This window comes from Pseudoalteromonas luteoviolacea NCIMB 1942, assembly GCF_001625595.1.
Taxonomy (GTDB): domain Bacteria; phylum Pseudomonadota; class Gammaproteobacteria; order Enterobacterales; family Alteromonadaceae; genus Pseudoalteromonas; species Pseudoalteromonas luteoviolacea_A.
In genome coordinates, this window is sequence record NZ_AUXT01000186.1 from 31,560 (window position 1) to 56,607 (window position 25,048).

25 protein-coding genes and 1 pseudogene are annotated in these 25,048 nt (G+C 42.4%); 5 read left to right on the forward strand and 21 right to left on the reverse strand.

The features are described from left to right. The first annotated feature begins 26 nt into the window (after nt 1-26). Nucleotides 27-704 (forward strand): ComF family protein, encoded by a 678-nt coding sequence (locus N482_RS17515; RefSeq protein ID WP_081228043.1) that lies wholly within the window; start codon nt 27-29, stop codon nt 702-704. A gap of 2 nt (nt 705-706) precedes the next feature. On the opposite strand, the gene N482_RS17520 is transcribed toward N482_RS17515, so the two are convergent. Then, entirely contained in the window at nt 707-3,241 is a 2,535-nt protein-coding gene (locus N482_RS17520) for a M14 family zinc carboxypeptidase (RefSeq protein WP_063378270.1), read from the reverse strand. Nucleotides 3,242-3,385: 144 nt separating this feature from the next. Between N482_RS17520 and nfuA the strand changes: the two genes are divergently transcribed. After that, nucleotides 3,386-3,961, forward strand: coding sequence for a Fe-S biogenesis protein NfuA (gene nfuA, locus N482_RS17525; RefSeq protein WP_063378271.1), 576 nt, complete (start codon nt 3,386-3,388; stop codon nt 3,959-3,961). A gap of 9 nt (nt 3,962-3,970) precedes the next feature. Next, nucleotides 3,971-4,246, forward strand: a complete 276-nt coding sequence (locus N482_RS17530; RefSeq protein WP_063378272.1) for a hypothetical protein — start codon at nt 3,971-3,973, stop codon at nt 4,244-4,246. Here N482_RS17530 and dinF read toward each other — a convergent pair. Then, nucleotides 4,191-5,522 (reverse strand): MATE family efflux transporter DinF, encoded by a 1,332-nt coding sequence (dinF, locus tag N482_RS17535; protein WP_081228044.1) that lies wholly within the window; start codon nt 5,520-5,522, stop codon nt 4,191-4,193. The two genes, N482_RS17530 and dinF, sit on opposite strands and share 56 nt — an antisense overlap. On the opposite strand from dinF, the gene N482_RS17540 reads away from it, so the two are divergent. Next, nucleotides 5,487-6,533 carry a polysaccharide deacetylase family protein gene (locus N482_RS17540; RefSeq protein WP_063378273.1) on the forward strand — a complete coding sequence of 349 codons (1,047 nt, stop codon included), beginning with the start codon at nt 5,487-5,489 and terminating at the stop codon, nt 6,531-6,533. The two genes, dinF and N482_RS17540, sit on opposite strands and share 36 nt — an antisense overlap. A gap of 8 nt (nt 6,534-6,541) precedes the next feature. Here N482_RS17540 and N482_RS17545 read toward each other — a convergent pair whose 3' ends face one another. The 13 genes from N482_RS17545 to N482_RS17605 form a co-directional block, all read right to left on the reverse strand. After that, nucleotides 6,542-7,570, reverse strand: a complete 1,029-nt coding sequence (locus N482_RS17545; protein ID WP_063378274.1) for a protein-glutamate methylesterase/protein-glutamine glutaminase — start codon at nt 7,568-7,570, stop codon at nt 6,542-6,544. Nucleotides 7,571-7,581: 11 nt separating this feature from the next. After that, on the reverse strand, nt 7,582-8,205 hold the full coding sequence (cheD, locus tag N482_RS17550) for a chemoreceptor glutamine deamidase CheD (RefSeq protein ID WP_063378275.1): 624 nt from the start codon (nt 8,203-8,205) through the stop codon (nt 7,582-7,584). After that, a complete protein-coding gene (locus N482_RS17555) occupies nt 8,202-9,026 on the reverse strand; it encodes a CheR family methyltransferase (RefSeq protein WP_063378276.1) in 825 nt (274 codons plus the stop codon). The genes cheD and N482_RS17555 overlap by 4 nt, the downstream gene beginning before the upstream one ends. 110 nt (nt 9,027-9,136) lie before the next feature. Beyond that, a complete protein-coding gene (locus tag N482_RS17560) occupies nt 9,137-11,860 on the reverse strand; it encodes a methyl-accepting chemotaxis protein (RefSeq protein ID WP_063378277.1) in 2,724 nt (907 codons plus the stop codon). Between the two features lie 12 nt (nt 11,861-11,872). Further along, entirely contained in the window at nt 11,873-12,379 is a 507-nt protein-coding gene (locus tag N482_RS17565; RefSeq protein WP_063373349.1) for a chemotaxis protein CheW, read from the reverse strand. After that, a complete protein-coding gene (locus N482_RS17570; RefSeq protein WP_063378278.1) occupies nt 12,376-14,553 on the reverse strand; it encodes a chemotaxis protein CheA in 2,178 nt (725 codons plus the stop codon). Before N482_RS17570 ends, N482_RS17565 begins: the two co-directional genes overlap by 4 nt. An 18-nt stretch (nt 14,554-14,571) precedes the next feature. After that, nucleotides 14,572-14,934 (reverse strand): response regulator, encoded by a 363-nt coding sequence (locus tag N482_RS17575; protein WP_039607675.1) that lies wholly within the window; start codon nt 14,932-14,934, stop codon nt 14,572-14,574. A 9-nt stretch (nt 14,935-14,943) separates the two neighbouring features. Then, nucleotides 14,944-15,216, reverse strand: a complete 273-nt coding sequence (locus N482_RS17580) for an STAS domain-containing protein (protein WP_063378279.1) — start codon at nt 15,214-15,216, stop codon at nt 14,944-14,946. Nucleotides 15,217-15,347: 131 nt separating this feature from the next. Beyond that, entirely contained in the window at nt 15,348-15,950 is a 603-nt protein-coding gene (locus N482_RS17585) for an SCO family protein (protein ID WP_063378280.1), read from the reverse strand. Next, nucleotides 15,950-16,855 carry a heme o synthase gene (gene cyoE, locus N482_RS17590; RefSeq protein WP_063378281.1) on the reverse strand — a complete coding sequence of 302 codons (906 nt, stop codon included), beginning with the start codon at nt 16,853-16,855 and terminating at the stop codon, nt 15,950-15,952. Before cyoE ends, N482_RS17585 begins: the two co-directional genes overlap by 1 nt. Then, complete coding sequence (locus tag N482_RS17595; protein ID WP_063378282.1) at nt 16,852-17,847, reverse strand: COX15/CtaA family protein; 996 nt, start codon at nt 17,845-17,847, stop codon at nt 16,852-16,854. Before N482_RS17595 ends, cyoE begins: the two co-directional genes overlap by 4 nt. 9 nt (nt 17,848-17,856) lie before the next feature. Then, nucleotides 17,857-18,333: a hypothetical protein gene (locus N482_RS17600; RefSeq protein WP_081228046.1), complete on the reverse strand. Its 477-nt coding sequence runs from the start codon at nt 18,331-18,333 to the stop codon at nt 17,857-17,859. After that, entirely contained in the window at nt 18,326-19,006 is a 681-nt protein-coding gene (locus N482_RS17605; RefSeq protein WP_196763591.1) for an SURF1 family protein, read from the reverse strand. The genes N482_RS17600 and N482_RS17605 overlap by 8 nt, the downstream gene beginning before the upstream one ends. 60 nt (nt 19,007-19,066) lie before the next feature. Between N482_RS17605 and N482_RS24465 the strand changes: the two genes are divergently transcribed. Then, a complete protein-coding gene (locus N482_RS24465) occupies nt 19,067-19,369 on the forward strand; it encodes a DUF2909 domain-containing protein (RefSeq protein ID WP_081228049.1) in 303 nt (100 codons plus the stop codon). Here the strand turns inward: N482_RS24465 and N482_RS17610 are convergent. The 6 genes and pseudogenes from N482_RS17610 to N482_RS17630 all read right to left on the reverse strand — a co-directional run. Then, entirely contained in the window at nt 19,275-20,150 is an 876-nt protein-coding gene (locus N482_RS17610; RefSeq protein WP_063378285.1) for a cytochrome c oxidase subunit 3, read from the reverse strand. The genes N482_RS24465 and N482_RS17610 overlap by 95 nt on opposite strands. Continuing rightward, the gene (locus N482_RS17615; protein ID WP_063378286.1) at nt 20,143-20,742 is read right to left on the reverse strand and encodes a cytochrome c oxidase assembly protein; all 600 of its coding nucleotides are present in this window, start codon (nt 20,740-20,742) and stop codon (nt 20,143-20,145) included. Before N482_RS17615 ends, N482_RS17610 begins: the two co-directional genes overlap by 8 nt. Next, entirely contained in the window at nt 20,742-22,331 is a 1,590-nt protein-coding gene (gene ctaD, locus N482_RS17620; RefSeq protein WP_063378287.1) for a cytochrome c oxidase subunit I, read from the reverse strand. The genes N482_RS17615 and ctaD overlap by 1 nt, the downstream gene beginning before the upstream one ends. Next, nucleotides 22,331-23,470 (reverse strand): cytochrome c oxidase subunit II, encoded by a 1,140-nt coding sequence (gene coxB / locus N482_RS17625; RefSeq protein WP_063378288.1) that lies wholly within the window; start codon nt 23,468-23,470, stop codon nt 22,331-22,333. Before coxB ends, ctaD begins: the two co-directional genes overlap by 1 nt. Nucleotides 23,471-24,009: 539 nt before the next feature. After that, the gene (locus N482_RS24950; protein WP_155730631.1) at nt 24,010-24,165 is read right to left on the reverse strand and encodes a hypothetical protein; all 156 of its coding nucleotides are present in this window, start codon (nt 24,163-24,165) and stop codon (nt 24,010-24,012) included. A gap of 238 nt (nt 24,166-24,403) precedes the next feature. Then, nucleotides 24,404-25,048: pseudogene (locus tag N482_RS17630) on the reverse strand (IS3 family transposase); the annotation flags it as partial.

The following is a 25,048-nucleotide window of genomic DNA, read 5'->3' on the forward strand; positions in this document are numbered from 1 at the left end:
TGATAGCGACTCAAGGAATGAAAGCAATGTCACTGCAACGCTCACTTAGAAATGGACTGTTTCCCTCATGCTGCCAATTGTGCCAAACGCCAATTAAAGAAACAGGCTTATGTCACATTTGTCATGCTTCTTTACCACTTTTTCCCAACTCACAAATTGACCTATTTGCACGACCAGACATAGATCGAATGTTTCATTTACCTTATTGCGATGGTTTGTCTGCTTGTGGTTGGTATCAAGGTGCTTTAGCGCAATGGCTTAAGCAAGTAAAATACAACAATAGTCGGGTTGCGATGAAAGTACTCCGTCAAATTATCACAACTCATTGGCATCGCTTAAATTTTGAAAGCCAAGTAGATATAGATGCTTGCATACTTGTTCCCGTAGCGAAAACTAGACTTATTTTTAGAGGCTACAATCAGGTCTATCAAACATGGGCTCCATTACTTAAACAGGTTAACCTACCTATTATCGATGTTATTGGAAAGCATTCCGCCCCATCACAAGTTACAATGCAAAAGTTAGCAAGGAAACAAAGTGTACAGCAGGCATACTTTCTCAAACACAAGTTAACGCATAAACGTATTCTTTTGATTGATGATGTGATTACAACAGGCGCAACCATCAATCACATCTCAGCTTTGTGCAAAGAAGCAGGCGCGACCCAGGTCTGGGCATTTGCAACCTGCTTGACCGAAACTTAGCGCTACTTTAATGCATCAGCAAAAAACAATGCGTTGTTAATTAACTTACTTGTCCCATACCAATACCCTCTAAATACGGGATTGTCTGTCATAGCTATGGCAATGCCTTTGCCGTATTCATCTGCAATTAACACGCTACTAGTAGCTATTTGTTTTACATTACGCTGATCTGCATAACCAGATAATAAGGGGCTGTTAGTATATTTAAGAACACTGGTGAAAGGTGCGCCATTTTGTTTCATCACCCAAGTGCTGTTTTTGAAAACGGGCAGGATTTCATCTTCCAGACCAAAAGCTAGCGGGTGTGATAGATCTGCTCGTGCATTGAATATAGCACCAGCTATACGTTGTTTAGCTGCCAACTCTTCACGGGCTGAGAATGGCATATCTTTTGTCTCAAATTGCGCTCGCATTTCCTTTTTGGAAATGGTTTCGACATTCAATAACTGCTGTTCCACCAGCCATTGAGCCCCCCGTTTGTGGCCCCAAATAACGCCACCTTTTTTCACCCAAGATAAAATTGCCGTCTTAGCATGCTTATTCAAGCCACGATAGTTCCCATCTACCATAACAATATGGGTGTAGCGCGCTAAATTAGCTCTCGCTAACCGGCGTTGCTCTATAATGGTCGGTGCAATACCTAAATGCCTATCTAAGTGATACCACATCTCACCCACTTCGTACTGGCTGGTTCCCTCTCCTCCCACCAGCAGAACTTTAGGCTGTTTTAATGGCACCATTAGTCTGGATCCTAAATCAATCCCCTGAGCAGTTAGTCCGCTGCGAATAGCAAAAACTTCTATTGAGTAATCCGCAAGCGCCTCAGATAATAAAGTTTGCCAACTCGCGTTACTTTGTACACCTGCAGGAATAACCACAGTACCCGGTGCAAACGTCTGCTCGCTTTGACTAGTCCGGGCCGAGAATGACTGCAAAGCCACGCGTGCCTCGATACCCGCTGACAACAATTGATTTAATAGCTTTGGAGCCAAATAGTCATCCCAAGAAAAAGCATACGCATAAGCCCCTTCTTGAAGTACTCCGTTGCGCCCCTTTGGCTTTATTTTTCTCTGCTCTTCAGAAGTTTTTAGCCCCCACCGGCTTTTTATTGGCGCAAAGTTTAAGTCAAATGCGTACGGTAGTGTCCATCCCGATACATCGTAAAAAGTATTGTCTTCAAAGTTTGTTTGTGTTGAAAATACGGCTTTAACTAGGCGATACTGCGGCTGTGCCAAAGGCACAAAAATATCACCGGGTTGATAAGTTCTTCCTGCGACTTTAACGGTTTTAGTTATATCGTAAGCATAAATTTGGTGATGATTTAATAACTCAATAAAAGATTCAAAGCGAGACAAGTCTTTGCCTTTGGCTACCACATACCCCTTAATATCTTCTTTATCCGCAAGTTTAAGGGCATCAAGATAAAAACCTTGTTGATAAACCTGCAGTGTATCTTTGTGCTCCAGTACACCTTTGAATGTTGATAAAGATGTCAACAGCTGGTTTTTAATCGTGCGATGAAAGTACAAGTCTCCATTAATTGACTCTTGTACATGACCTCGGCTGCTCGCTTGTTCAAACAAAATTCCCACAGCACCATTAATATCAGGGTATGTTGAGCCTTTGCCAACATAGAAATCATCAAAGCTTTCTTGTGTGAAATACAACTGCTTTTCTTTATCTAACGTCTTGGCGTGATACTCAGCCAATTGATGGGTTAGCGCTTGATTTTGCGTAGGTGTGATTGGGTGAGTCCGGCTAGGAATACCCGGCTGAAAGAAATAACTACTATTGGTGCCCATTTCGTGAAAGTCAGTCAACACGGTTGGCTTCCAACGGTGAAATTGCACAACACGAGCTTTAGATTCTGGGTGTTGGAGTAATAACCAATCACGATTAAGATCAAACCAATAATGATTAGTGCGCGATGACGGCCAAGCCTCTACATGCTCACGATGAGCAGGATCTGCTGAGAGCGTCTTGCCTCTGTTGCTATTTGCCCAATGAGCGAATCTAGCTAAACCATCTGGGTTTAATGCTGGGTCTAGTAGGATAACGTTGTTCTCTAACAGTTTATTGATCTCGTCGCCCTGCGCTGCGGCTAGGTAATACGCTAACAACAATGCTGCATTGCTGCCTGAAGGTTCATTGCCATGCACACTGTAACCCATCCAAATAATATTTGGTGATGTGCTGCGGTCCTTTTTTATACTTAAGCTCGACAGGTGCGCTTGTCTTATTTGCTCTAACTTACCTTGGTTATTCTCGGTGGTAATAGCAAGCAAAAGTAAAGGTCGACGTTCATGACTATAGCCAATCGTTGAAATGCTCATTCTAGGGCTTTGCTCCGCAAGCAAAGTTAGGTAATTCACCAACTGATCATGCCTAACATGCCACTCTCCAACTTCATAACCAAGCACTTCACTGGGTTTCGTGATTCGTTGGTCAAACTTAGTGTCTGCGGAAAAGTAGTAACTAAGAGGCTTAGCTTGGCTTTGAAATATCAACAACCCAAGCAAGAACAAGGTGATTTTCATATCAACTCCGTCTTTTTAATCTTACCCTTAAGCTACCAAGTCGTACTGTTTAGCAGCAAATTTTTACGCCCAACACTAGCTACAACAGGATGAGCGGAGTATCATAGGAAGTAACCGAGTAATTTAGTCAAGTATAGCAAGATTATGATCACAATTTCAGAATCCGCACAAACGCATTTTGCGAAACTTCTCAGCGATCAAGCTGAGGGAACCAGTATCCGAGTATTTGTCGTTAATCCAGGAACAGCACAAGCTGAGTGCGGCGTATCGTATTGCCCAGCAGATGCGGTTGAAGACACAGATCTTAGATTTAACTTTAATGGATTTGATGCCATTGTTGACGAAGAAAGCGCACCATTTCTAGATGAAGCTGAAATCGATTTTGTTACGGACAAAATGGGCAGCCAACTTACTTTGAAGGCACCAAATGCAAAGGCGAAAAAACTTAAAGATAATGCCTCACTAGAAGAGCGTGTGGAACACATGCTGGTTACTGATGTAAATCCACAACTGGCAAACCATGGCGGTCAGGTAAGCCTTGTAGAAATCACTGATGAGGGCATCGCAGTATTACAGTTTGGTGGGGGCTGTAACGGCTGTTCGATGATCGACGTCACGCTAAAAGAAGGCATCGAAAAAGAAATGGTTGCCAAGTTTGAAGAAATTACTGGCGTACGTGATATTACTGAACACGCTCATGGCGACCACTCTTATTACTAAGACTTTGCTATGTTCACACAATTAGTATATCGCTTGGGCTCGAACCCCAAGCGCAGCCTTAAGTTTTTTTTCACAGGTATTGGCCTTTTTGTATCTGCAATGGGGCTATTCGCGCTGAGTAATTACTATGATCCCGCTTGGCGACTTGCTGGTTTAGCTGTGCTATTTCCAGCATTGGGTATCGCTGGGTATGGTTACCTCGGTATCTTTGCTAATCGCTTTTCACAGGTTATTTCAGCAAGGCTTGCTGCCCGACGAGCCTTCGATAACGATAAATCAAAGTAATACCACGCAGCGCCATGAAACAGGTCATAGAAAACCACAACGCGTGATTACCAAGATCTTTCACGATTAAAAAGGGCAAGAAAAATCCGCAAACCGCTGAGACTATCATGCTATTGCGCATCTCTCTTGCTCTTGTCAATCCGACGAAAATGCCATCAAATAAAAAACAACTCATCGCAATAATGGGCAATATAACTAGCCAAGGCAAATAGCCTGTAGCCGTTTCAATTACGCTCGGGATACTCGTCAATAAAGTAATAATTAACTCTCCAAATACTGCAAAAATAACGCAGTAAAGTAGCGCAAACACACTTCCCCAAAACACACTGACGTTAACCCATGCTTTTAGCTTGATTACATCCTGCTCGCCTTTAGCTTGTCCTACTTTTGCTTCTGCAGCATAAGCGATACCATCCAAGGCGAAACTCACTAGCATTAAGAAGTTGAGCAAGACAGCATTTGCAGCCAGTGTATTGTCACCCAGTCGTGCACCATAAAAAGTCACAAAACTAAAGCACAGCTGCAAGACTAAAGAGCGAATAAATATATCTTTATTAAGAGATAGCAAGTGCATAATTTGCGTTCGGTTAGGAATGAATATTGCGAACTTCCAGCCTTTTCGTTGCAACAATCGCAAGGTCAGTGCACATGCCAAAACAAAAGCACTATAATCCGCCACCACTGATGCCCAAGCAGCCCCTGCAACCCCCCATTCAAACCCGATAACAAAGATTAAATCTAGTGCAATATTAACCAGATTAGTAAATAAGACGACATAGAATGGCCCTTTGCCATACTGTAGACCCAACATAAAGCCTAATAGTACAAGATTCATCATTGCGGCTGGCGCACTGTAGATTCGAGTCGAAAAATAAATTTTCGCTTGTGCCATTACTTGCGGGGATGGGGTGGCCAGCTGCTCTATGAGCTGCAATAGTAAGGGGGATAAAACAACCAAGGTTAATGCAAAGGTCAGTGCGAGAATGAGACTGGCTAACAATGATTGCTGTGCTCTTGTCTGATTTTTTTCGCCATAAGCCTGTGCAATTTCACCCGTCGTACTCATGCGTAAAAAGCTCGCCAGCCAGAATAGAAGTGCAATACTTCCAGAACCAAGAGCAATACCGGCCAGATAATGAGCATGACTCAAGTGTCCAATGACAGCTGTATCAACTAAACCTAACAGTGGAACCGAAATATTTGATAAAATCATCGGCGCTGCGAGAGTAAGTAGTGGAATATGATAAGGTGTACGCAGGTAATGAAAAAGCTTCATAATTTAGTTCTGTTAGTTGGATTTGTCAGCGCCACAGCGCAAAGTGCAACTATATTACAATATCATCACGTAAGTGAAAAACTTCCCCCGGTAACCAGTGTCACCGCTGATACTTTTAAAGCTCATTTAGAGTATTTGAAAACAGGAAACTATAAAGTAATTGCACTTGATAAGTTTATAGAACAATTAAGTGCAGACAAACCGCTACCGATTAATACGGTTGCTATCACATTTGATGATGGTTATGACAATAATATTGAGGCTGCCGCACCGCTTCTTGAAGCGTACAATTTTCCCTATACGATATTTGTTAATCCTCTGCTCATTGATGAAGGAAAAAGCTACGTGATGACGTGGGATGAGCTCAGAGCATTATCAAAGCGAGGCGCCCTCATTGCTAATCACAGTGCCAAACATGACTATTTGCACCTTCGCCAAAATGGAGAGTCCGAAGCTCAATGGAAAGCAAGAGTTAAAAAAGATCTCACATGGTCACAACAGCGAATTGCCACCGAAGTTGGGCATGACTACCCCTATATCGCATATCCATATGGTGAGTTTGATAATTCGGTTCAAGCACTTGTCAAAGAACTGGGGTTAATTGGTATTGGCCAGCACTCTGGTGCCGTCGGTGTAACTACGGATTTTACTCGTGTACCTCGCTTTCCTGCTTCTGGCATTTATAGCAATCTAAAAACCCTAAAAGTAAAAATTAAGTCACTTCCTTTTGCGATTGATAAGTTAAGCTATGAAAATTCGGTAACATCAAATCGAACACCTTCATTTGTGATTTCGTTCAAAGATATGGACTTTTATCAAAGTCAATTTGCCTGTTTTGTATCAGGAGTAGGCAAAGCGGAATTAACTTGGAATAGTAAAAAAAATGTGCAGGTAACATCACCAAAAGCTTTACCCGAAGGGCGCTCAAGGTACAACTGTACTGCCCCATCAAAAACGCACAAGGGCCACTTTTATTGGTTTTCACAACCTTGGGTAATTCAATCTATCTAGTAATTAGGTTAGCGACTTGCTGATTTAAGCAAGTTAGTAGCTATATTATCCAAAGACACCACTTTGTTAGCTGCATTGAGCTCCACCGCTGCACGAGGCATCCCCCATACAACACAAGATGCCTCGTCTTGTGCAAACGTATTAGCACCGCCTTCTTTTAATCTCAAAAGGCCTTGAGCACCATCGCTTCCCATACCAGTCAGCAATGCCGCATGTACTTGTTTTGCCACTGGCAACAATGAATCAAACAATACATCCACAGCCGGCTTGTGGCGGTTTACTTTGTCACCATCATTCAACTGACAAACTAATTTGCCTCCGTGCTGAGAAATAAGTAAATGCTTATCTCCCGGCGCTATAAAAACTCTTCCCTCGCCAAGTACATCGCCATCTTCGGCTTCTTTAACCGACACGGTGCAACACCGGTCCATACGCTGTGCAAAGGAGGCACTAAAAACGGGAGGGATATGCTGGGTTATCACAACTGGCGGGCAATTGCTTGGCAGCTTGGTGAGTACTTCTCTTAACGCTTCAGTGCCACCTGTAGACGCACCTATAGCAATAATATTGTTGCTTCGGTACTTTGTATCTCCACTGGCCGCTTTTTCAGTATTGTGTTTGTCTGGCTTAAATGCCCTCACTCGAGCACGACTCGCAGTGCGGATCTTTTGATATAAAATATCTGCATATGCTTCTAACTGCTCAGCGACATTCGTCATGGGTTTTGCAATAAAGTCGACAGCACCTACTTCTAGGGCTTCAAGTGTTTCTGGTGAGCCTTTTTGTGTGAGCGTAGAAAGCATTACTACAGGCATTGGCCTTAATCGCATCAAGTTCTTTAAGAAGCTTAAGCCATTCATCTTGGGCATTTCAATATCAAGCGTCAGTACATCAGGCTGAGTCGCCTTGATCATCCCTCTGGCTTCATAGGGGTCTTTTGCAGCTCCTACAACTTGTATATCTCCCGCTTGCTCCAAAACAGCTTTGAGCACCGCTCTTAATAAAGGGGAATCATCGACGATAAGTACCTTAATCATGTGCCATTACTCTAAAATAATTCAATATCGGTTTGGGCATCTTGCATTTCGATGTCATGAAGGTACTTAACTTCGCGTTTTTCAATCGTATCATTGTGCATTTGACGCAGTTTTTTTACCTTGGCAGTACCAGATTGAGGATGAAAAACCACTTTTCTAGGCCAAGGCCCACCTACATCGTGAGATACCAAGTTAAGATGTTCTTCTTCTATATAAGCATTGGCGAAACGGATGTTACCAACTCCAATGTCGGTCATCGCACTGATTATTTTCCCGCCGCCAAATAGCTTCACTTTAAGATTATCTCTACTCGCCCCGTTTTTTAGAACTTCGTTTATTAAATATTCCATTGCCCAATTACCATAACGGCAATTAAAGTCATCCGAATGTACGTTTGTAATTTCCTTCATATTCTGAGCACCAGGCAACATAAAGTGATTCATGCCACCAATGCCCAGCTTCTCGTCATAAACACATGCGGCGATACACGATCCCAGTACAGTAGAAATAAGCTCATCGTTTTTTGACACATAAAACTCACCAGGTAACACCTTTGCAACCACTTTGCTGCGGCCTGCATCCCAAAACCGTTTAACATGCTCAAAGCCCCGGATTACCGGTCTAAACTGATTCATGCTGCATCGATCCTCTTATACATTGTTTTGCCTAAATTCTTGAAATCAGTCCGCTCTTTGCTCATTGTTTCAGAATGGCCTATAAAAAGGTGCCCATGTGTTTTGTCGAGTAGATCGTGGTACCCCTTAAACAAATTGTCTTTCGTTTCTTTGTCAAAATAAATCAGTACATTTCTACAAAATATCAAGTCAAAAGGGCCACGCATTGGCCAAGGCTCTAGTAAATTCAAACGCTTAAAGTAAATACACTCCTTTAATTTATCTTTAACCCGATATTGACTACCATCACTACTCTTTAAAAACCACTTCCTCAAGTGACTCTCTTCTAACCCTGTAATTGATGTACTGTTGTACGTCCCTTGTGATGCTTTTTGTAACACATTTGAATCAAGATCTGTCGCAAGTACCTTAACATCCCAATCACTCGGAAATTCATCAGCTATTGTCATTGCAATACTATAAGGCTCCTCACCTGTAGAGCAGCCTGCTGACCAGATCCTGACACGCTTTGATAATCGGTTGTCCGTTTTAATGCGCTCTATTAAGCCAGTCTTTAAAAACTCAAAATGGTGAGCTTCTCTAAAGAATGACGTGAGATTGGTCGTGATAGCATTAATAAAGTGACTAAACTCTTGATCGCCGCATTGATCTAAATAGCTTAAGTACTCTTCAAACGTGCGTAGTCCGTTCGCTCTTATTCGTCTGGCTAAGCGCGAATACACCATTTCTCTTTTGTGAGGCCCAAGTACAATGCCGCAAGCGTTATAAACTCTGTCAGATATAATCTGAAAGTCTCTATCCGTGAATGGAAATTCTTTCATACGAGCACACTTTAAAATAGTTCACTTTATAATCAGGAATTGACAACGAGTGCTTAACTGCAAAGTCACAGGGAAGTGAGCACTTCCCTTCTAAAACTTTAATGTGAACTCTAGAACTCTTCCCATTCGTCTGAATCATCAGCAAAGCGGTTGGCCGCTTCCGACTTACTACGCCCCATATCCATAGAACCATTTGACGAGGTACTCGGTAACTTAATGTTCGCAGTATTACTAGATGGTGGTTGAGGTTTATTCAGCCTCTCTGTAGATATACTTGCCACTTCTGACAATCCATTGCCACCGCTCGACTCCCCTACATTGAAGAAATTCAGCAGCCTTCTCATATCATTTGCTTGCTCAGCCATAGACTCCCCAGCTGCAGAAGCCTCTTCTACTAATGCTGCATTCTGCTGAGTCATTTCATCCATTTGAGCTACCGCTTTATTCACTTGCTCAATACCTGAGCTTTGCTCTTCCGACGCCTCTGCGATATCTGAGATCATCTCCGTCACACGCTTTACGGCTTCCACGATTTCTTTTAACGTCGAGCCAGACTCATTAACGAGTAATGTGCCATCTTCCACTTTGCCCACGCTGTCTCTGATCAAGTCTTTGATTTCTTTTGCCGCACCAGCTGAGCGCTGCGCCAAATTACGTACTTCGCCAGCTACAACGGCAAAGCCTCGACCCTGCTCTCCAGCTCTTGCAGCTTCTACAGCAGCATTGAGTGCGAGTAGGTTAGTTTGAAAGGCAATTTCATCAATGACACTGATAATATCGGCTATTTTCTTACTCGATTCATTGATCTCGGACATACTTGCAACGGCTCGATTAACGACTTCTCCCCCTGCCACAGCTTTTTCGCTGGTCTCTGAAGCGAGTTCATTAGCAACTTTTGCATTGTCTGCATTTTGCCTCACCGTACTTGTCATCTCTTCCATGCTCGATGCAGTTTCTTCGAGTGACGAAGCCTGCTCTTCAGTTCTTTGACTCAAGTCTGCATTACCCTGAGAGATCTCTTCTGCACCACTGGCAACCATGGCGGCAGATGAGCTGATCCGGTTTAAGACCTCAGTTAGCTTGTCTGCGGTGGTATTAGCATCTTGCTTGAGCTTATCAAACGCGCCGTTGTAGTTTGCATTAATACGCTGTGTTAAATCTCCATTCGCTAGGGCGTCTAGCATATTTACGGTGTCTGACACAGCAGCATCAACAATAGACACAAGGCCATTCAAGCCTTGGGCAAGTCGTAAATAAAACCCGTCTTTATCGTTTTCATTCAACCTAGCCGATAAATTACCAGAACGAGCAGACTCTACGAGCTCATTAACTTCTGATTCAATTGCAACTTCATTGGTTCTATCTTCCCACTCCACAACTGTGCCAATGCGTTCACCATCTGCGGCGATGATTGGGTTAGCAACCAGCCCAAAGGTGCGGCCACCGACTTTAATTTCTGTTTTATAGGTATTGGTTAGATTGGTCACCATATTGCGTTGATGAGCTGGGTTCTTGTGGAACACATCAATGTTCGCCCCCATCAGCTTGCCACAGTCAAAGTTGGGTAAATCTTGACGAATGTCTCGCTCAGCGTTCTTCATCATCTCAACAACCGACTCATTCATATAAACAATATTGAAATGTGAGTCAGCAATCATAGTATTGGTTGCGACATTATCTAACGCTCTGCGTACTCTTAGGTTTTCGTTAGCTATTGACTGCGCTTCTCGCTCTTGAGCCAACCGCTCTGTTTTATCTTCCCATTCAACCACTGTGCCGATACGACGGCCTTCAGAATCCTGCACTGGCGTTGCGATTAGTCCAAAAGTAAACCCAGCAACTTGGATATCTGTATTGTACGTACTAGTCATACTGTTGAGTAAATTTCTTTGGTGGGCTGGGTTTACATGGAATATATCAATATTTTGACCAATCAGGTCATCCACATTAAAGCGCGGTAGGGCCTCTTGCAGCTTAGCCTGGTTTTTTCTGAGCATCTGGGTGACAGAGTCGTTTACATATACGATATTAAAGTCATCATCCGCCAACATAACATTGGCTTGACACACATTAAGCGCACTAGAGATACGCGCGTTCTTAGCGGCTTCATCTTGTTGTTTTTTCTCAATGGCTAGTTGCTCAGTAAGGTCTCCCCACTCAACCAGCGTTGCAATACGATTATTATCTTCGTCGAATACAGGTGTTGCAATTAAATCAAAGGTTAACCCCGCTACCGTGATCTGTGTCTTATACACATCTCTCAAATTAGCCAATAGATTACGCTGGTGGCTTGGGTTCGCGTGGAACATATCTATGTTAGTACCAATTGTGGTTGCTACATTGAAACTGGGGAGTTCTTGACGAAGTTGGTGCTCATTTTTCCGAAGCATACTGGTCACAGAATCATTCATATAAACAATATTGTGGTCACTGTCCGCCACCATAATATTGGCTTGACACCCTTTTAACGCCAACAACAAACTTTGAGTATGATCATCTTGATGAACTTCTTCGCTTTCAAGGTTTGATAAAGCCCTAAATAATTGCGGAAAACCCGAAAAATCCACTTGCCCTAATTGCTCTTCGCTGCGAGCTTGAATTATGGGTAAAGCGCTATAAACCGTAGCTAATTGCAGAGTAAAAACAGACAACCCTTGCTTCATAAATATCAATGCCGCCGCAATGCCTATCAAAGGTACAACAAATGACAGCATACGCATTTGTTCGGATTCAGCCTGTCCCAGCTGAGCACCAAGAATGACACTAACAACCAGTATGACCCCGGTAATTAAGATCTTGTTATTAATACTACTTTGGATACTCTGTTCACTCATTTCGACCCCCAATTAGCCTTTGAGTCCACTTTTATCACTCAAATCTAAAACCTTTTCTAGATTTAAAAGCACAACCATTTTTTGCCCTACATTGACTAGACCATGAACAAAGTATGCATTGTCTGAATCCTGAAAGTCGGGTACATCTTTCGCTTTCTCCTCGGCAATGCTATATACATCTGACACAGCATCCACGACTAGCCCCATTATTTTTTGCTGATCTTTTATCTGCACAGAAACCACAATCACGACAGTGAGTGGTCCATACTCAATCGCATCAATGCCAAACCGCATTCGCAAATCAATAATCGGCACTATGGTGCCACGTAAGTTCATTGCTCCACGCACAAAGTTAGGTGAGTTAGGGATCGTGGTAACAGGCTCCCAGCCTCTTATTTCTTGTACGGCAAGTATGTCCATGCCGTACTCTTCGTCATGCATCATAAAAGTTAAAAACTGCTTTTCGTCCGACTCTCCATCGAACATCAACTGTTGATTTACGCCTACTTGATCAATCATGCAGGTTCAGCCTCCTCACCCTTCAAATCCACTAACAGCTCAGTGGAGCCTGGGCGGCGCAATCCACTCAATTTAATTAAGCCACTAATATCAATGATCAAAGAAACTGTACCGTCTCCTAGAATCGTCGCACCAGAAATACCATCTACCTTCTGATAATTCGCCTCTAAGCTCTTAATTACGACTTGTTGTTGTGCCAAGAGGTCGTCAACTAGAAGGCCTATTTTGTAATTGTCACTTTCAACAACAACTAGGAGCGTTTTATCCAACTCTTCTCGCGCACCTTGGTGACTAAAAATGTCATATAGTCGCAGAATTGGAATGTATTCATCCCTTAACCGTAAAACCTCTAGCCCTTTACCTACTTTACTGACTTTCGCAATATCAATTTGCAGAGATTCAACAATGGAAATCAGTGGAATAATATAAGTATGTGCAGCTACTTGAACTAATTGCCCGTCTAATATGGCGAGCGTAAGTGGCAAGCGAATAGTAAATGTGGAACCGACACCTTGCTTGGATGTCACTTCAACAGAGCCATTTAATGCTTGGATGTTGCGCCTTACAACATCCATTCCTACACCACGACCTGAAATATCACTGACACTATCGGCAGTAGAAAATCCTGGCATAAAAATAAGCTCATTAATTTCTTCGACGCTGAGCTCATCAGACTCTTGTATCAAACCGTTCGCGATAGCTTTGTTACGAATTTTATCGGTATCTAAGCCTTTACCGTCATCCATGATTTCTATGACAATGTTACCGCCTTGATGAAATGCATTGAGTGTCACAGTCCCTACCGGATCTTTGCCATTTGCAATTCTATCTTCTGGTGTTTCAAGCCCATGGTCGAGAGAGTTTCTAACTAAGTGCACCATTGGATCGGAGAGTTTTTCCATCACCGTTTTATCAAGCTCTGTTTGTTCTCCGACAAGTTTCAGTTCAACTTGCTTATTCAATTTTTGTGAAGTATCTCTCACCAAACGGGGAAAACGGCTAAATACAAAGCTAATTGGCAACATCCTAATCCGCATTACATTCTCTTGCAGATCTCGAGTATTATGCGCCAATTGGGTAAGCCCTTCCTGAAGTGCCGCAATACTGGATTCAGTAATATCTTGGTCGCCGATTTGGCTTAGCATAGCCTGAGTGATCACCAACTCACCCACCATATTAATCAAAGAGTCGACTTTATCTATTCCCACTCTTATCGATGTTGCGCCAGAATCACTCGACTTTCTGTTCTCAGTCTTTGTATTTTTAACGGTTTCAACTTTTTGCTGAACAGCCGCGAGTGCTTGCTGTGCCTTTTCTGTTTCAACATCGGGTTTGACGGCCTCAACCGAACCTGAAGTTTCACCTGCCACTTCACCCGAACTTTCGCTAGACGCAGACACAACACCTTGGTCAACTTGAGGTGCAGAAGGCGTTTGTGCGGGTTCATCATCAAACAAGCCGCCGCAGGCCTCTATTTTTATTTCAGCGTCATCTTCTACCCATTCAAATATTTCTGCTATTGCTTGCTCTTCTCGAGAGGTAGTTAAAAAGAAACGCCAGTGTAGGAAACAGTCTTCAGGGTCAAACTCTAAGAAATCAGGGATTGCGTCATGAAACGCTCTCACTTCCAGATCCCCCAACTCAGCCAGCTCCGAAAACATGTAGAGAGGCTCATTGCCAGTTTTAAATAAATGCGGCTCAGGTTTAAATTCAATCTGATAGGTTGTGCTTCGTAAGGCCTCACTTTCAACGGCCGTCGTCACAGTTTCTTCAACTGATGACTCTTCTCCACCTAAAATCGCTTCAAACCGCGCTTTAAGCTCATATGACTCGCTTAAATCAGGCTCTTCTTCAGCTTGCAACGCACTGAGCAGACCTCGTACACAGTCTACTGATTTCAGTAACAAGTTAACGTGCTCAGCAGTTAAAACTCGTTGCCCGTCACGAATTTGGTCAAGTAGCGTTTCCAGTACATGAGTAAAATCAGAAACAGATACAAACCCAAATGTCCCACTACCACCTTTGATAGAGTGTGCTGCTCTAAATATGGTGTTAATGGTTTCAGAGTCTTCCTTACCTGGTTCAAGATTTAGAAGTTCTGCCTCCATTGCATCCAAGCCTTCAAAGCTCTCTTCAAAGAACACATCAAAAAACTGACTTAAATCTATACTCATGCCTATACCTCTTTGGTACTAGCGGATGACTTTTTTCAATACAGCTAACAATTGATCCGGATTGAAGGGCTTCACTATCCAACCAGTGGCACCAGCGGCTTTCCCTTCACTTTTTTTATCAAGACCTGATTCAGTCGTTAACATAAGCAAAGGCGTAAATTTGTAGTTAGGTAGGTTACGTAGCTCCCTAATAAGGGTAATCCCATCCATCACAGGCATGTTTACATCTGAGATCACGGCGTCGAATCCTTGCTGTTTCGCAAGGTTTAGCGCTTCGCTTCCGTCCTTTGCCTCTGTGACATCAAACCCTGCTTTTTTAAGAGTAAACCCAACCATTTGTCTCATCGAAGCAGAATCATCCACAGCTAAAATCTTTTTCATATTGACCTCTTAAATCTTACTGCTAAAGGATAAAATATCGGTTAAACCAAGTTGCTCAGCAGACTCAAAAAGGACCGGGCTTTCACCATGCCAAGTTATCTGCTGATCTGAATTCATTAAACGTTTTTGCAGCGCGCATAGCATCTGAATAGTAGCTGTATCTACTTTACTGACATCATTAATGTCTATACAAATTGGCTGCCCCGTTTCTAATTCTTGAACGAACTGCTGATGCAGTTCTTCAACTTTATTGATAGCTAACTCTGAAGGAAGTTTAATCATGCGCTTGGCACATTCCCTGTAAAAGTTATAGATAAGAATAGATTAGTCGTTGATGATGAAATTGCCAAAAATCTTGGCAAAAGAAATAAAAAGATTATGTATTTAGAATAGGATCTTGCGTTTCTGTGTAATTATTTGCTTTGTTCTAAAATTATTCTAAAGTCTTGCACCATTTTTTCTGCGTTGATATTCGGTACCTGACCCTGTTTAAACTCTGGTTTAAATATGGCTTCTAACTGGCCTAATGGATTAATTAATGCGATTGAAGCACTATGATCTACGTAATAATCAGTCCCGCCATCATCATTAATTGCGTAGATAAGCCCAATATCCCTGACAAACGGAAATAGCTGTTTATGTTGCTGGGTCGCAGCGATAAAAGCCTTGTCAAAGTAACTTACATAAGCCTGACGTTTTTCACTGGTATCACGATTTGGATCGACAGATACAAACCATACTTGAGAATCTGCCAATTGACTGATTTTGGTATTTATATGGGTTAGTTTCGATAGTGTCATTGGACAAATATCTGGACAGCTGGTGTAGCCGAGAAACAGTAAATTCCAGTGACCTAATAAGTCTTTGTTGGAAACGGTTTCATCGTGCTGATCAAGCAGTTCAAACGGCTTTAGCTCTTTCGGCTCGGGGTAGTGGACCGTCAATTCTGAAACCGCCTCCTCAGGCGTACAGGCAGCCAGTATACCAACTAGAATAAACAGTAATATCAAACGCATTACAAAACCAGCTTATCGACTAATAATACAACAAAGAGTAACAATAAATACGTAATCGAAAAACGAAAAACTTGCATTGCTGACTCTGACTTTGATTCAAAATATAAGCAGGTTATTTTTTGCACAAAAACCACATTTAACAAACTTGATATAATCAAATAAAACCACCCAGACATACCAATTAAAAATGGTAGTAAACACGCTAGCATTAACAATACCGCGTAAATTAGCATGCATAGCTTGGTAAACTTCACGCCATGGGTAACTGGTAGCATAGGAATGTGGGCACGTTCGTAGTCTTTTTTTCTAGCTATCGCAAGCGCCCAAAAATGTGGCGGTGTCCATGTGAATATAATCATCACCAACAACCATGGCTCTGCACTCATTGTGCCTGACTCACTTACCCAACCAAGTAAAGGAGGCATTGCCCCTGCCAGCCCTCCAATCACAATATTTTGTGGCGTCATATGTTTTAAAAAAACAGAATATACTACCGCGTACCCAAACAATGCACTGACTGTCAAAACTGCGCAAAGCCAATTACTAAATATTAGTAAGAGACCAACACCGCTCAACCCAATACATGCAGCAAAGATATAAGCTTGCTGCGACGTTAATTGTCGCTGCGCTAAGGGCCTATGACGCGTCCGCGCCATTTTCTTATCTCGCTCTTGATCGACAACATGGTTAATTGCCGCCGCGGCTGCGGACACAAGCCCAATTCCAAGTAAACTAAAACATTGAGCCATTGCGCTGCGCCCAACCTCTGGCGCTAAAATGATCCCCACCCATGCCGTTAACACCAACATAAACACGACTTTAAGTTTACATATACCAAGGTATACTTCGACATTTTTAGGAAGGTCTGAAACGCGTGTTAGATATTTTGCGCTGTGTAGATTCATAACATCACCTTTTTCGCTCGACTGAGGAAATAACAAACTCGAACTAAGGCCAACAACAGCAGCGCCGCCATAAGGTTATGAAATAAAGTTAAAAGAATAGGGAATTTAAAATGTACAATTATGGCCCCAATCGCCACTTGCATCAGTACCAATACCAATACCATATTTGTTGCGCGGCGAATCATCGACTGCTGTATTTTTATATGCACAACAAATGCAAGCATCACAATCGCTAAAACAGTGACCGCAGCCCAAATACGATGTACCAGATGAATAGACAAGCGCGTCTCAAAGGGCAGCACACCATATTCATATGTGCTCGCCGACTCTGGTACTTTCAATAAGCTGCTCCAAGAGAATAATTCACCATTTGAACACAGCGGTAAGCCCGTACAATGCGGTGCGGCATAGTTTGCTGCAAGCCATCCCCCCAAGGCAATTTGAAAAACTAACACACATAAACAACCAACTCCTGCCTTTAAACAAACCTGTGCATTACATTCATACTCAATATTTTTCCGCTCAGTCCTTAAATATATTAACGTGAGTAGGGACAAAATAGTAAAGCCACCTAAGAGATGCCCCATAACGACAAAGGGTTGCAAGTTTAATGTTACTGTCCACATGCCCAAAAGCGCTTGAAAGCAAATCATGACTAACAAACTTGCAGCCAGTAATTTTGGTGCCTGCCGCTGGTTTGAGCGAACAATAACGATAAAAATAAATAACACGACGAGGGCTAAACCACCTGCAAAATAGCGATGGATCATTTCAATCCAAGCCTTTCTCGGTTCAAGGTTACTGCTTGGAAACTCTATCTGAGCGGTGGTTATCTCGTGCAACTCGTTTGGCACTGTTAAAAAACCATAACAACCGGGCCAGTCTGGGCAGCCAAGCCCAGCGTTACTCAACCGAGTATATGCCCCCAAAACCACAACACACATCGCCAATATGCAGGCAAATGTGATCGCGCGATGAAATACATGCGACATACTCCCTCCTTATTTTGAACGTGCATAATTGAGCAGCTTTTTCATATCCTTTAGTAACCCTTTAAGTACCAAACGGTTTGACTCAGGGTTAGGTTGATATAAGTACTCAAGGACAACGAGACCATGTTTATCAACTAAATAAAATGCTGCTGGAGCCAGCGTAGACTGCTTGCTCTGAAGCACTGAAAACGCGATTTCATGGTCAAACAGGACAACGGATACTTTTTGACTGTGTTTACCCAGCGCAACTTTCAATTGCTCCGCATTTTTACGTTGTACTTCACAAGATTCCTCGCAGTGTTCTGGTAAGTTAAGAACAATACTCCACATTTTATCGTCTGACTTTATGGGTAATACCACTTCTTGCTCCAAGAAGCGTCCATAATTGGTGGTTGAAGTGGGCGCTAAATCAAATTTCAGTACGGTAATTGCGGCAGCTACAGGTAATAGAAAGCACCCTATAAACAACCCTAATGTTTTATTCATTATGACTAGCCCCCTGATTCTTATGTTTATATGCGAAAAATGCGATCACTCCCGCAGAAATACCAATGAGTAACCATTGCAGAGCATAAGCACGATGTTTATCAGGGCTCATTACAACAGCTTGATAATGAGGCCTTACACCCGAGAAAACAGCTTGCTTTGCAATCATCAGCAAAGGAGAAATCTGATGCCCTGTATCTAGACCAAAAAAGGCGTGATCTAGATATTGCAATACATTGTCATGATGCGCGCTTTGATTAGGTGCTGTTGCTAACGTAAAACCTGACCATTCACCTATCTTGAACTCTACGTTTACGGAGACTCTGTCTGTTGGCAACTCAAAAATAGGCAACCTTTTACGGTCTTGACCACCGGCAATAAATCCCAAGTTAAGTGCGTGGTATTCGGTGTGCCCTTGAGGGAGAAAAAGTACAATTAGATCGTAGCCAATTTGACCTTCAACAATTTGATTGTCTAGCAACCACCATTTGGAAGTATCAATATGCCCGCTAATTGTCGCTGTCGCGCCTTGCAACAACTCTGGCTCTGACACAGCCTTCCACCACTGCTTGTCACTACGCATAGCAATTTGTGTTAAGTAACCTTGCTTTTCTTGTGCGCGCTGCCATTGCCAAAGTGCCAATCTAAAACACACCGAAACGACAATTGTCACTGCCAAAATAGCCAGAACTGTACTAGTCTTTTGTTTAAATAGGCGGATGACAGAACCCTCATGCTAATAAAATGGATTATTACTGCACTACTTCTTATTATTCTCTACCACTTATTCAGAGCACTTTTCGCAATGCTTAAAGGCCAAGAGACCTCTAAAAATATGTCAAAAATGCTCGGCAAACGTGTTCTTTTTTCTTTAGCGGTTGTTTTGTTCATCTCACTTACAAGCCAATTCGGACTGATTAAACCCAACCGCTTTGATCCCTCTACAATACGTACACAAACACAAACAAGCACAACCAAACCACATCCACAAAGTGCCAATACCAAGCGGCAGCCTGAAATGCAAAGTGTTGATTAGAATCGAGGTGGCCCTTAATAGTTCGTAACCACACCACCAATAAAATTATCGCTCCAAGTGTCACATGCATACCATGGAAGCCAGTCAGCATAAAGAAAGTGTTGCCATAAATTCCTGAGTTAAGCTTGAGCCCTAATTCCTGGTAAGCATGGATATACTCTTCGACCTGCAAGCCAAGAAAGATGAATCCTAATAAAATCGTTACACCCAAAAATACCGTGAGCTTAGTACGTTCGTCTCGCTCAATTGCAGTATGTGCAAAGTGTAAGGTGACAGAAGAAGTGAGTAGGATGATGGTATTGAACAGCGGTAGACCATGCCAAGGCATGGCTTGTGTTATATCCCCACTTGGCGTAACTAACAGCGGCCATACAGCTTCAAAACTGGGCCACAATACTTCATTTGTCATCAAGTTGTTGCTACTGCCTCCAAGCCAAGGCACAGCAAACATTCGAACGTAGAAAAGAGCGCCAAAGAATGCCGCAAAAAACATCACTTCGGAAAAAATAAACCATCCCATTCCTTGCCTAAATGAACGGTCCATTTGTTCAGAGTACAAACCACTCATAGACTCATCAATAACATGCCGAAACCACCCCACAATCATTACTATGAGTACCCCAATACCGGCAAACAATACCCAAGCGCCATAACTGGCATCGCTATTTAACTGCATGACTGTGAGGCCTGCGCCCACCGCAATAAGAAACATTGCGACAGCACCTACAATTGGCCATGGGCTTTGCTCTGGCACATAATAAGTTTGATAACTCTTATCCATTTTCGTGACCTCGCAGGGAAACGTCTTCAGCTAAGCTTACAAGCTGATCAGGCGTATTTTTTTGCTTTAGATTTGAAGTGGCCATACTGTCTGTAACATCATACAAAGTGTAGGACAAAGTTAACTCTTGTACGTCCGTAGGCAATTCTGTATCTACATAAAAGCGCAACGTAAACTTCATCGTTTGATTCGCTTGTAAACTTTGTTGATCGAAGCAGAAACAGGCTAACTTATGTAAATACTTTGCCGCTTGACCAGGGGAAACAGAGGGTATGGCTTGCATTATTCGAGCACTATCGCTCAGGTTACGGGCAATAAACTCTACTTCTGATAACTTACCAGGCTGCACAATGACAGAATACTGCTGAGCTTCAACGCTAAATGGCGCACTACTTTTAGCGTGTGTTGTAAAACTAACATCCACTACCCTAGACTCATCAACCCTGTCGCTTTGTTCTGCAACAACCAAATCGATTTTTCCGTTTAGTCCTGTGATATCACAAAACACGTCATACAGCGGCACCAAAGCAAACGCAAACGCAAACATACCAAGTACCGCTAAGATCAGTTTTTTAATTAATGGAGTATGCATTAGTCTACCTTAGGCGGCTTAGAAAACGTGTGATAAGGCGCAGGTGAAGCAACCTCCCACTCTAAACCTTCTGCGCCATCCCAAACTTTATTGGGCACAGACTCTCCGCCACGAATACATTTGAATACAACAGCCACAAATAAGAGTTGAGACAACCCAAATACAAACCCGCCAACGCTTATGATGGCGTTAAAATCAGCGAACTGCAGTGCATAATCTGGAATACGTCTTGGCATACCTGCCAAACCAACAAAATGCATCGGGAAAAACAACACGTTTACACTTACCAACGACATCCAAAAGTGCCACTGTGCCAACGTCTCGTTGTACATATTGCCAGTCCATTTAGGCAGCCAATAGTAGGCGGCCGCCATAATGGAAAACACCGCACCAGTTACAAGCACATAGTGAAAGTGTGCCACAACAAAGTAGGTATCATGATATTGAAAATCAGCAGGAGTAATCGCTAACATCAGGCCTGAAAAGCCGCCTAATGTGAACAACACAATAAACGCAATCGCAAACATCATGGGGATCTCAAAGCTAATCGCACCGCGCCACATTGTCGCCACCCAGTTAAAGACCTTAACGCCTGTCGGCACCGATATAAGCATTGTTGCATACATGAAGAACAACTCTCCTGCCAATGGCATACCAGTCGTAAACATATGGTGTGCCCAGACTACAAATGACAGCAATGCGATAGATGACGTCGCATAGACCATCGAAGCATAACCAAACAATTTTTTACGAGAAAAGGTAGGAACGATGGTCGAAATTATGCCAAAAGCAGGCAAAATCATGATGTAAACTTCAGGATGTCCAAAGAACCAAAAAATATGCTGAAACATCACCGGGTCGCCACCGCCTGCTGCATCAAAAAAGCTAGTGCCAAAGTACTTGTCGGTGAGTACCATAGTCACAGCGCCGGCTAGTACCGGCATAACTGCAATCAATAAAAATGCCGTGATCAACCATGTCCAAACAAATAGTGGAAGTTTCATCCACGTCATTCCAGGGGCACGCATGTTTACTATGGTAACGATGACATTGATCGCGCCCATGATGGAGCTAATCCCCATAATGTGCACAGCAAAAACAAACAGCGCTGTATTGTCGTTACTGTAGGTTGTGGAAAGCGGTGCATAGAATGTCCATCCAAATGCAGGACCACCGCCTTCCATAAATAAAGACATCAATAAAATAGCGAAAGCAAATGGTAAAATCCAAAAGCTCCAGTTATTCATTCTAGGTAACGCCATATCTGGCGCTCCAACCATCATCGGGATCATCCAGTTTGCCAAACCAGTAAATGCAGGCATTACAGCTCCAAATACCATGACGAGGCCGTGAACTGTTGTCATCTGATTAAAGAAATGCGGATCGACCAGTTGCATGCCGGGCTGAAATAACTCAGCGCGAATCACCATCGCCATTGCACCACCAGTTAGAAACATCAACAGCGAAAACAATAGATACAGCGAGCCGATATCTTTGTGGTTTGTGGTATATAGCCAACGCTTTAAACCCGAAGGAGCGCCATGAGAATGCTCGTGCGATGCTTTTTGTTCTTCTGCGGCAATAGACATTACTCTTTCTCCTTAGTCGCATCGATAAAGGCTTGAATTTGTCCTGGTTGAATGACTTCTCCAGTATCATTTCCCCAACTATTTCTCTTGTACGTAATAACACCAGCGATTTCTGTTAGCGTAAGCTGCTTGCCGAATGCTTGCATGGCAGTACCCGGTCGGCCATTAACTAAAATATCAATGTGCGTATCCAACTCACCATTGACCACAGGGCTTCCTTTCATCGCGGGAAATACCCCCGGCAATCCCATGCCCGTCGGCTGATGACATGCAGCACAATATGCCATATACACCCTTTCACCCTCCGCTATTAATTCGTTTTTCGACAAGGTCGCACTGGCAGAAGCAGCTTCAGCTGCCGCAGCTTGCTGTTTGGCTTGCTTCGCTTCGGCCAGCCATAGTTCAAACGCCTCAGGTTTGCGCGCATCAACAACCACCGGCATAAACCCGTGATCTTTACCGCATAATTCGGCGCATTGTCCCCGGTAAATGCCCTCTTCGTTAACTCGTGTCCAAGCTTCGTTTATGAACCCAGGGTTGGCATCTTTTTTCACTGCAAAATCTGGTACCCACCAAGAGTGAATAACATCGTCGGACGTCAGTAGAAATCGAACTTTGCGATCAGTGGGTATAACAAGCGGCTTATCTACTTCCAATAAGTAATGCTCTTGCTTTGCTTCAAGATTGTCAATTTGCTCTCTGGGAGTTGAAAGCACGGAGAAAAAGTCAACGTCATGTCCCATGTACTCGTAGTGCCATTTCCACTGAGAACCAGTTACTTTTATGGTCAAATCGGACTTGCTGGTGTCTTCCATTGCAATAAGAGTTTTAGTCGCAGGAATAGCCATAACAACCAAAATGAGAAACGGCACTGCCGTCCAAAATATTTCCACTTTGGTGCTTTCATGAAATTGAGCAGGTTCAACCCCTTTAGATTTTCGGTGATGGATTAAAGCCCAAAACATCACAGAAAAGACGATGACCCCTATGACACAGCAAATCAAAAATATGGTCATATGAAGTTCGTAAACTTCATGACTAACGTCAGTCACACCCTGACGCAAGTTGTAATCACTGGCTATAGTACTCGCGCTGAAAAACAATGAATAAACAAAAACTTGTAATTTAGAAAGATGCATGTGGCGTCTCCGCTTTCCTATCAAGCTGTGCTCAAAGGATTTTTATTATTGGGTGACTGTCAAAAGGCATAATTTATTGCCATTACCGCATGACTCCCTTAACAACTAGTCAAAAAACAACCAGCTTGCAAGTTTTATCACTGTGAATATCCAGTTTTATTTAGGTTAACTATTCCCAATAAAACTACGGGTACAGATGCGAGAATAAGATGTATTTTCAACAATGGAATTTATCTATTTTTTAAAATTTGAATTCCATCAAAAAAATATAGTTAATAATTTCAGTTACTTTAATTTAAGAACGTTTTTTTAATTCTTGTTAAAAAAGGGAAATTCGTGATGAAAGTATGGCTAGCACGGATGAATATTTAGTTAACGATTTAAATAAAATACACTTTATCTAGTTGAGGTATAAACGTGAAAGGAGATTAACATCCGTGACAAACTTTAATTGTGAGTGGCTGTTAAGCATAAACCTATCAAAGCAGCCTTAATGGCTGCTTAATGAAAGTTCATTTATTTATATTTAAATGACTTAATTACGCACAAGGTAATGTGTTGTCATGCTGTGTAATACAATGGCTTGCCGTTCTATGGTGCCCTGCTCCGCCAACTTTTGGAGTCACATCCAAAGAAAGAGACTTTTTACTTTGATTTAGGTTTTTAAGCGGTGTTTTTTTAATTTTAATGTTCATAAATATTCCTTTTTAATTTCCGTAGTTGGAAATACCAAACTAGCCTTAAGAAAAATTTAAGTCAATGATAATTAATATTTTATAAATTAATTCATTCTCCATAACAGACTTATTGTTTAAATAGGTATTTAAATAATAAAATTAGAACCTCTAATTATCACATTCGCAAAGATAGGAAGGATCTTTTCAGACACTAATTTCATTGTTTCATCATTGCGCTCATGTGCGGTTGTTCTGGTCAACTCCAGCCGGACACTTTTCTTAAAGAATTCTCATACTCTACGGGTGACTGATGGTTATTAGCTGAATGCAGCCTTTCCAGATTGTAATATTTCATATATTCAGCAACATCATTTTTCATGTGTTCACGCGTTGGTTGAGCCACTTTTTGCAACCAATCATGTTTTAAGCTGCCAAAGAATCGTTCTACAACAGCATATCCCAACAAGCACCAACATCTCCCATGCTGGCTCGTATATTAAATTGCTTTAACAGGTTACGGTATCGCTTACTCATATATTGAGAGCCTCTGTCAGAATGAAACACCAAGCCCTTGGTTGGTTTTCTCAAGTTATAAGCTTTAATCATGGCTTTCATCACTAAATCAGTAGTCATACGGTTATCAATATGCCAACCAACAATTCGACGAGAATATAAATCCATGACAACAGCAAGGTACATCCAACCTTCGCCTGTTTTTAGGTACGTCACGTCGCCGGCCCAAATCTGATTTGGTGCTACCGGATTAAAGTTTTGGTTAAGCAAATTATCTGCAACTGCATCAGAGTGCTTACGCTTGGTTGTCACTTTATAAGCCACACGTTGTTTAACCACTAAATTGAGCTTTGCCATTAACTTTCTGGTTTTATAGCGCGATATTTTA

Bases quoted from the DNA above. Each gene is read 5' to 3' on its own strand.
- N482_RS17515 (WP_081228043.1), top strand. From the start codon at position 27: ATGTCACTGCAACGCTCACTTAGAAATGGACTGTTTCCCTCATGCTGC.
- N482_RS17520 (WP_063378270.1), bottom strand. From the start codon at position 3,241: ATGAAAATCACCTTGTTCTTGCTTGGGTTGTTGATATTTCAAAGCCAA.
- nfuA (WP_063378271.1), top strand. From the start codon at position 3,386: ATGATCACAATTTCAGAATCCGCACAAACGCATTTTGCGAAACTTCTC.
- N482_RS17530 (WP_063378272.1), top strand. From the start codon at position 3,971: ATGTTCACACAATTAGTATATCGCTTGGGCTCGAACCCCAAGCGCAGC.
- N482_RS17540 (WP_063378273.1), top strand. From the start codon at position 5,487: ATGATAAGGTGTACGCAGGTAATGAAAAAGCTTCATAATTTAGTTCTG.
- dinF (WP_081228044.1), bottom strand. From the start codon at position 5,522: ATGAAGCTTTTTCATTACCTGCGTACACCTTATCATATTCCACTACTT.
- N482_RS17545 (WP_063378274.1), bottom strand. From the start codon at position 7,570: ATGATTAAGGTACTTATCGTCGATGATTCCCCTTTATTAAGAGCGGTG.
- cheD (WP_063378275.1), bottom strand. From the start codon at position 8,205: ATGAATCAGTTTAGACCGGTAATCCGGGGCTTTGAGCATGTTAAACGG.
- N482_RS17555 (WP_063378276.1), bottom strand. From the start codon at position 9,026: ATGAAAGAATTTCCATTCACGGATAGAGACTTTCAGATTATATCTGAC.
- N482_RS17560 (WP_063378277.1), bottom strand. From the start codon at position 11,860: ATGAGTGAACAGAGTATCCAAAGTAGTATTAATAACAAGATCTTAATT.
- N482_RS17565 (WP_063373349.1), bottom strand. From the start codon at position 12,379: ATGATTGATCAAGTAGGCGTAAATCAACAGTTGATGTTCGATGGAGAG.
- N482_RS17570 (WP_063378278.1), bottom strand. From the start codon at position 14,553: ATGAGTATAGATTTAAGTCAGTTTTTTGATGTGTTCTTTGAAGAGAGC.
- N482_RS17575 (WP_039607675.1), bottom strand. From the start codon at position 14,934: ATGAAAAAGATTTTAGCTGTGGATGATTCTGCTTCGATGAGACAAATG.
- N482_RS17580 (WP_063378279.1), bottom strand. From the start codon at position 15,216: ATGATTAAACTTCCTTCAGAGTTAGCTATCAATAAAGTTGAAGAACTG.
- N482_RS17585 (WP_063378280.1), bottom strand. From the start codon at position 15,950: ATGCGTTTGATATTACTGTTTATTCTAGTTGGTATACTGGCTGCCTGT.
- cyoE (WP_063378281.1), bottom strand. From the start codon at position 16,855: ATGAATCTACACAGCGCAAAATATCTAACACGCGTTTCAGACCTTCCT.
- N482_RS17595 (WP_063378282.1), bottom strand. From the start codon at position 17,847: ATGTCGCATGTATTTCATCGCGCGATCACATTTGCCTGCATATTGGCG.
- N482_RS17600 (WP_081228046.1), bottom strand. From the start codon at position 18,333: ATGAATAAAACATTAGGGTTGTTTATAGGGTGCTTTCTATTACCTGTA.
- N482_RS24465 (WP_081228049.1), top strand. From the start codon at position 19,067: ATGCTAATAAAATGGATTATTACTGCACTACTTCTTATTATTCTCTAC.
- N482_RS17610 (WP_063378285.1), bottom strand. From the start codon at position 20,150: ATGGATAAGAGTTATCAAACTTATTATGTGCCAGAGCAAAGCCCATGG.
- N482_RS17615 (WP_063378286.1), bottom strand. From the start codon at position 20,742: ATGCATACTCCATTAATTAAAAAACTGATCTTAGCGGTACTTGGTATG.
- ctaD (WP_063378287.1), bottom strand. From the start codon at position 22,331: ATGTCTATTGCCGCAGAAGAACAAAAAGCATCGCACGAGCATTCTCAT.
- coxB (WP_063378288.1), bottom strand. From the start codon at position 23,470: ATGCATCTTTCTAAATTACAAGTTTTTGTTTATTCATTGTTTTTCAGC.
- N482_RS24950 (WP_155730631.1), bottom strand. From the start codon at position 24,165: ATGAACATTAAAATTAAAAAAACACCGCTTAAAAACCTAAATCAAAGT.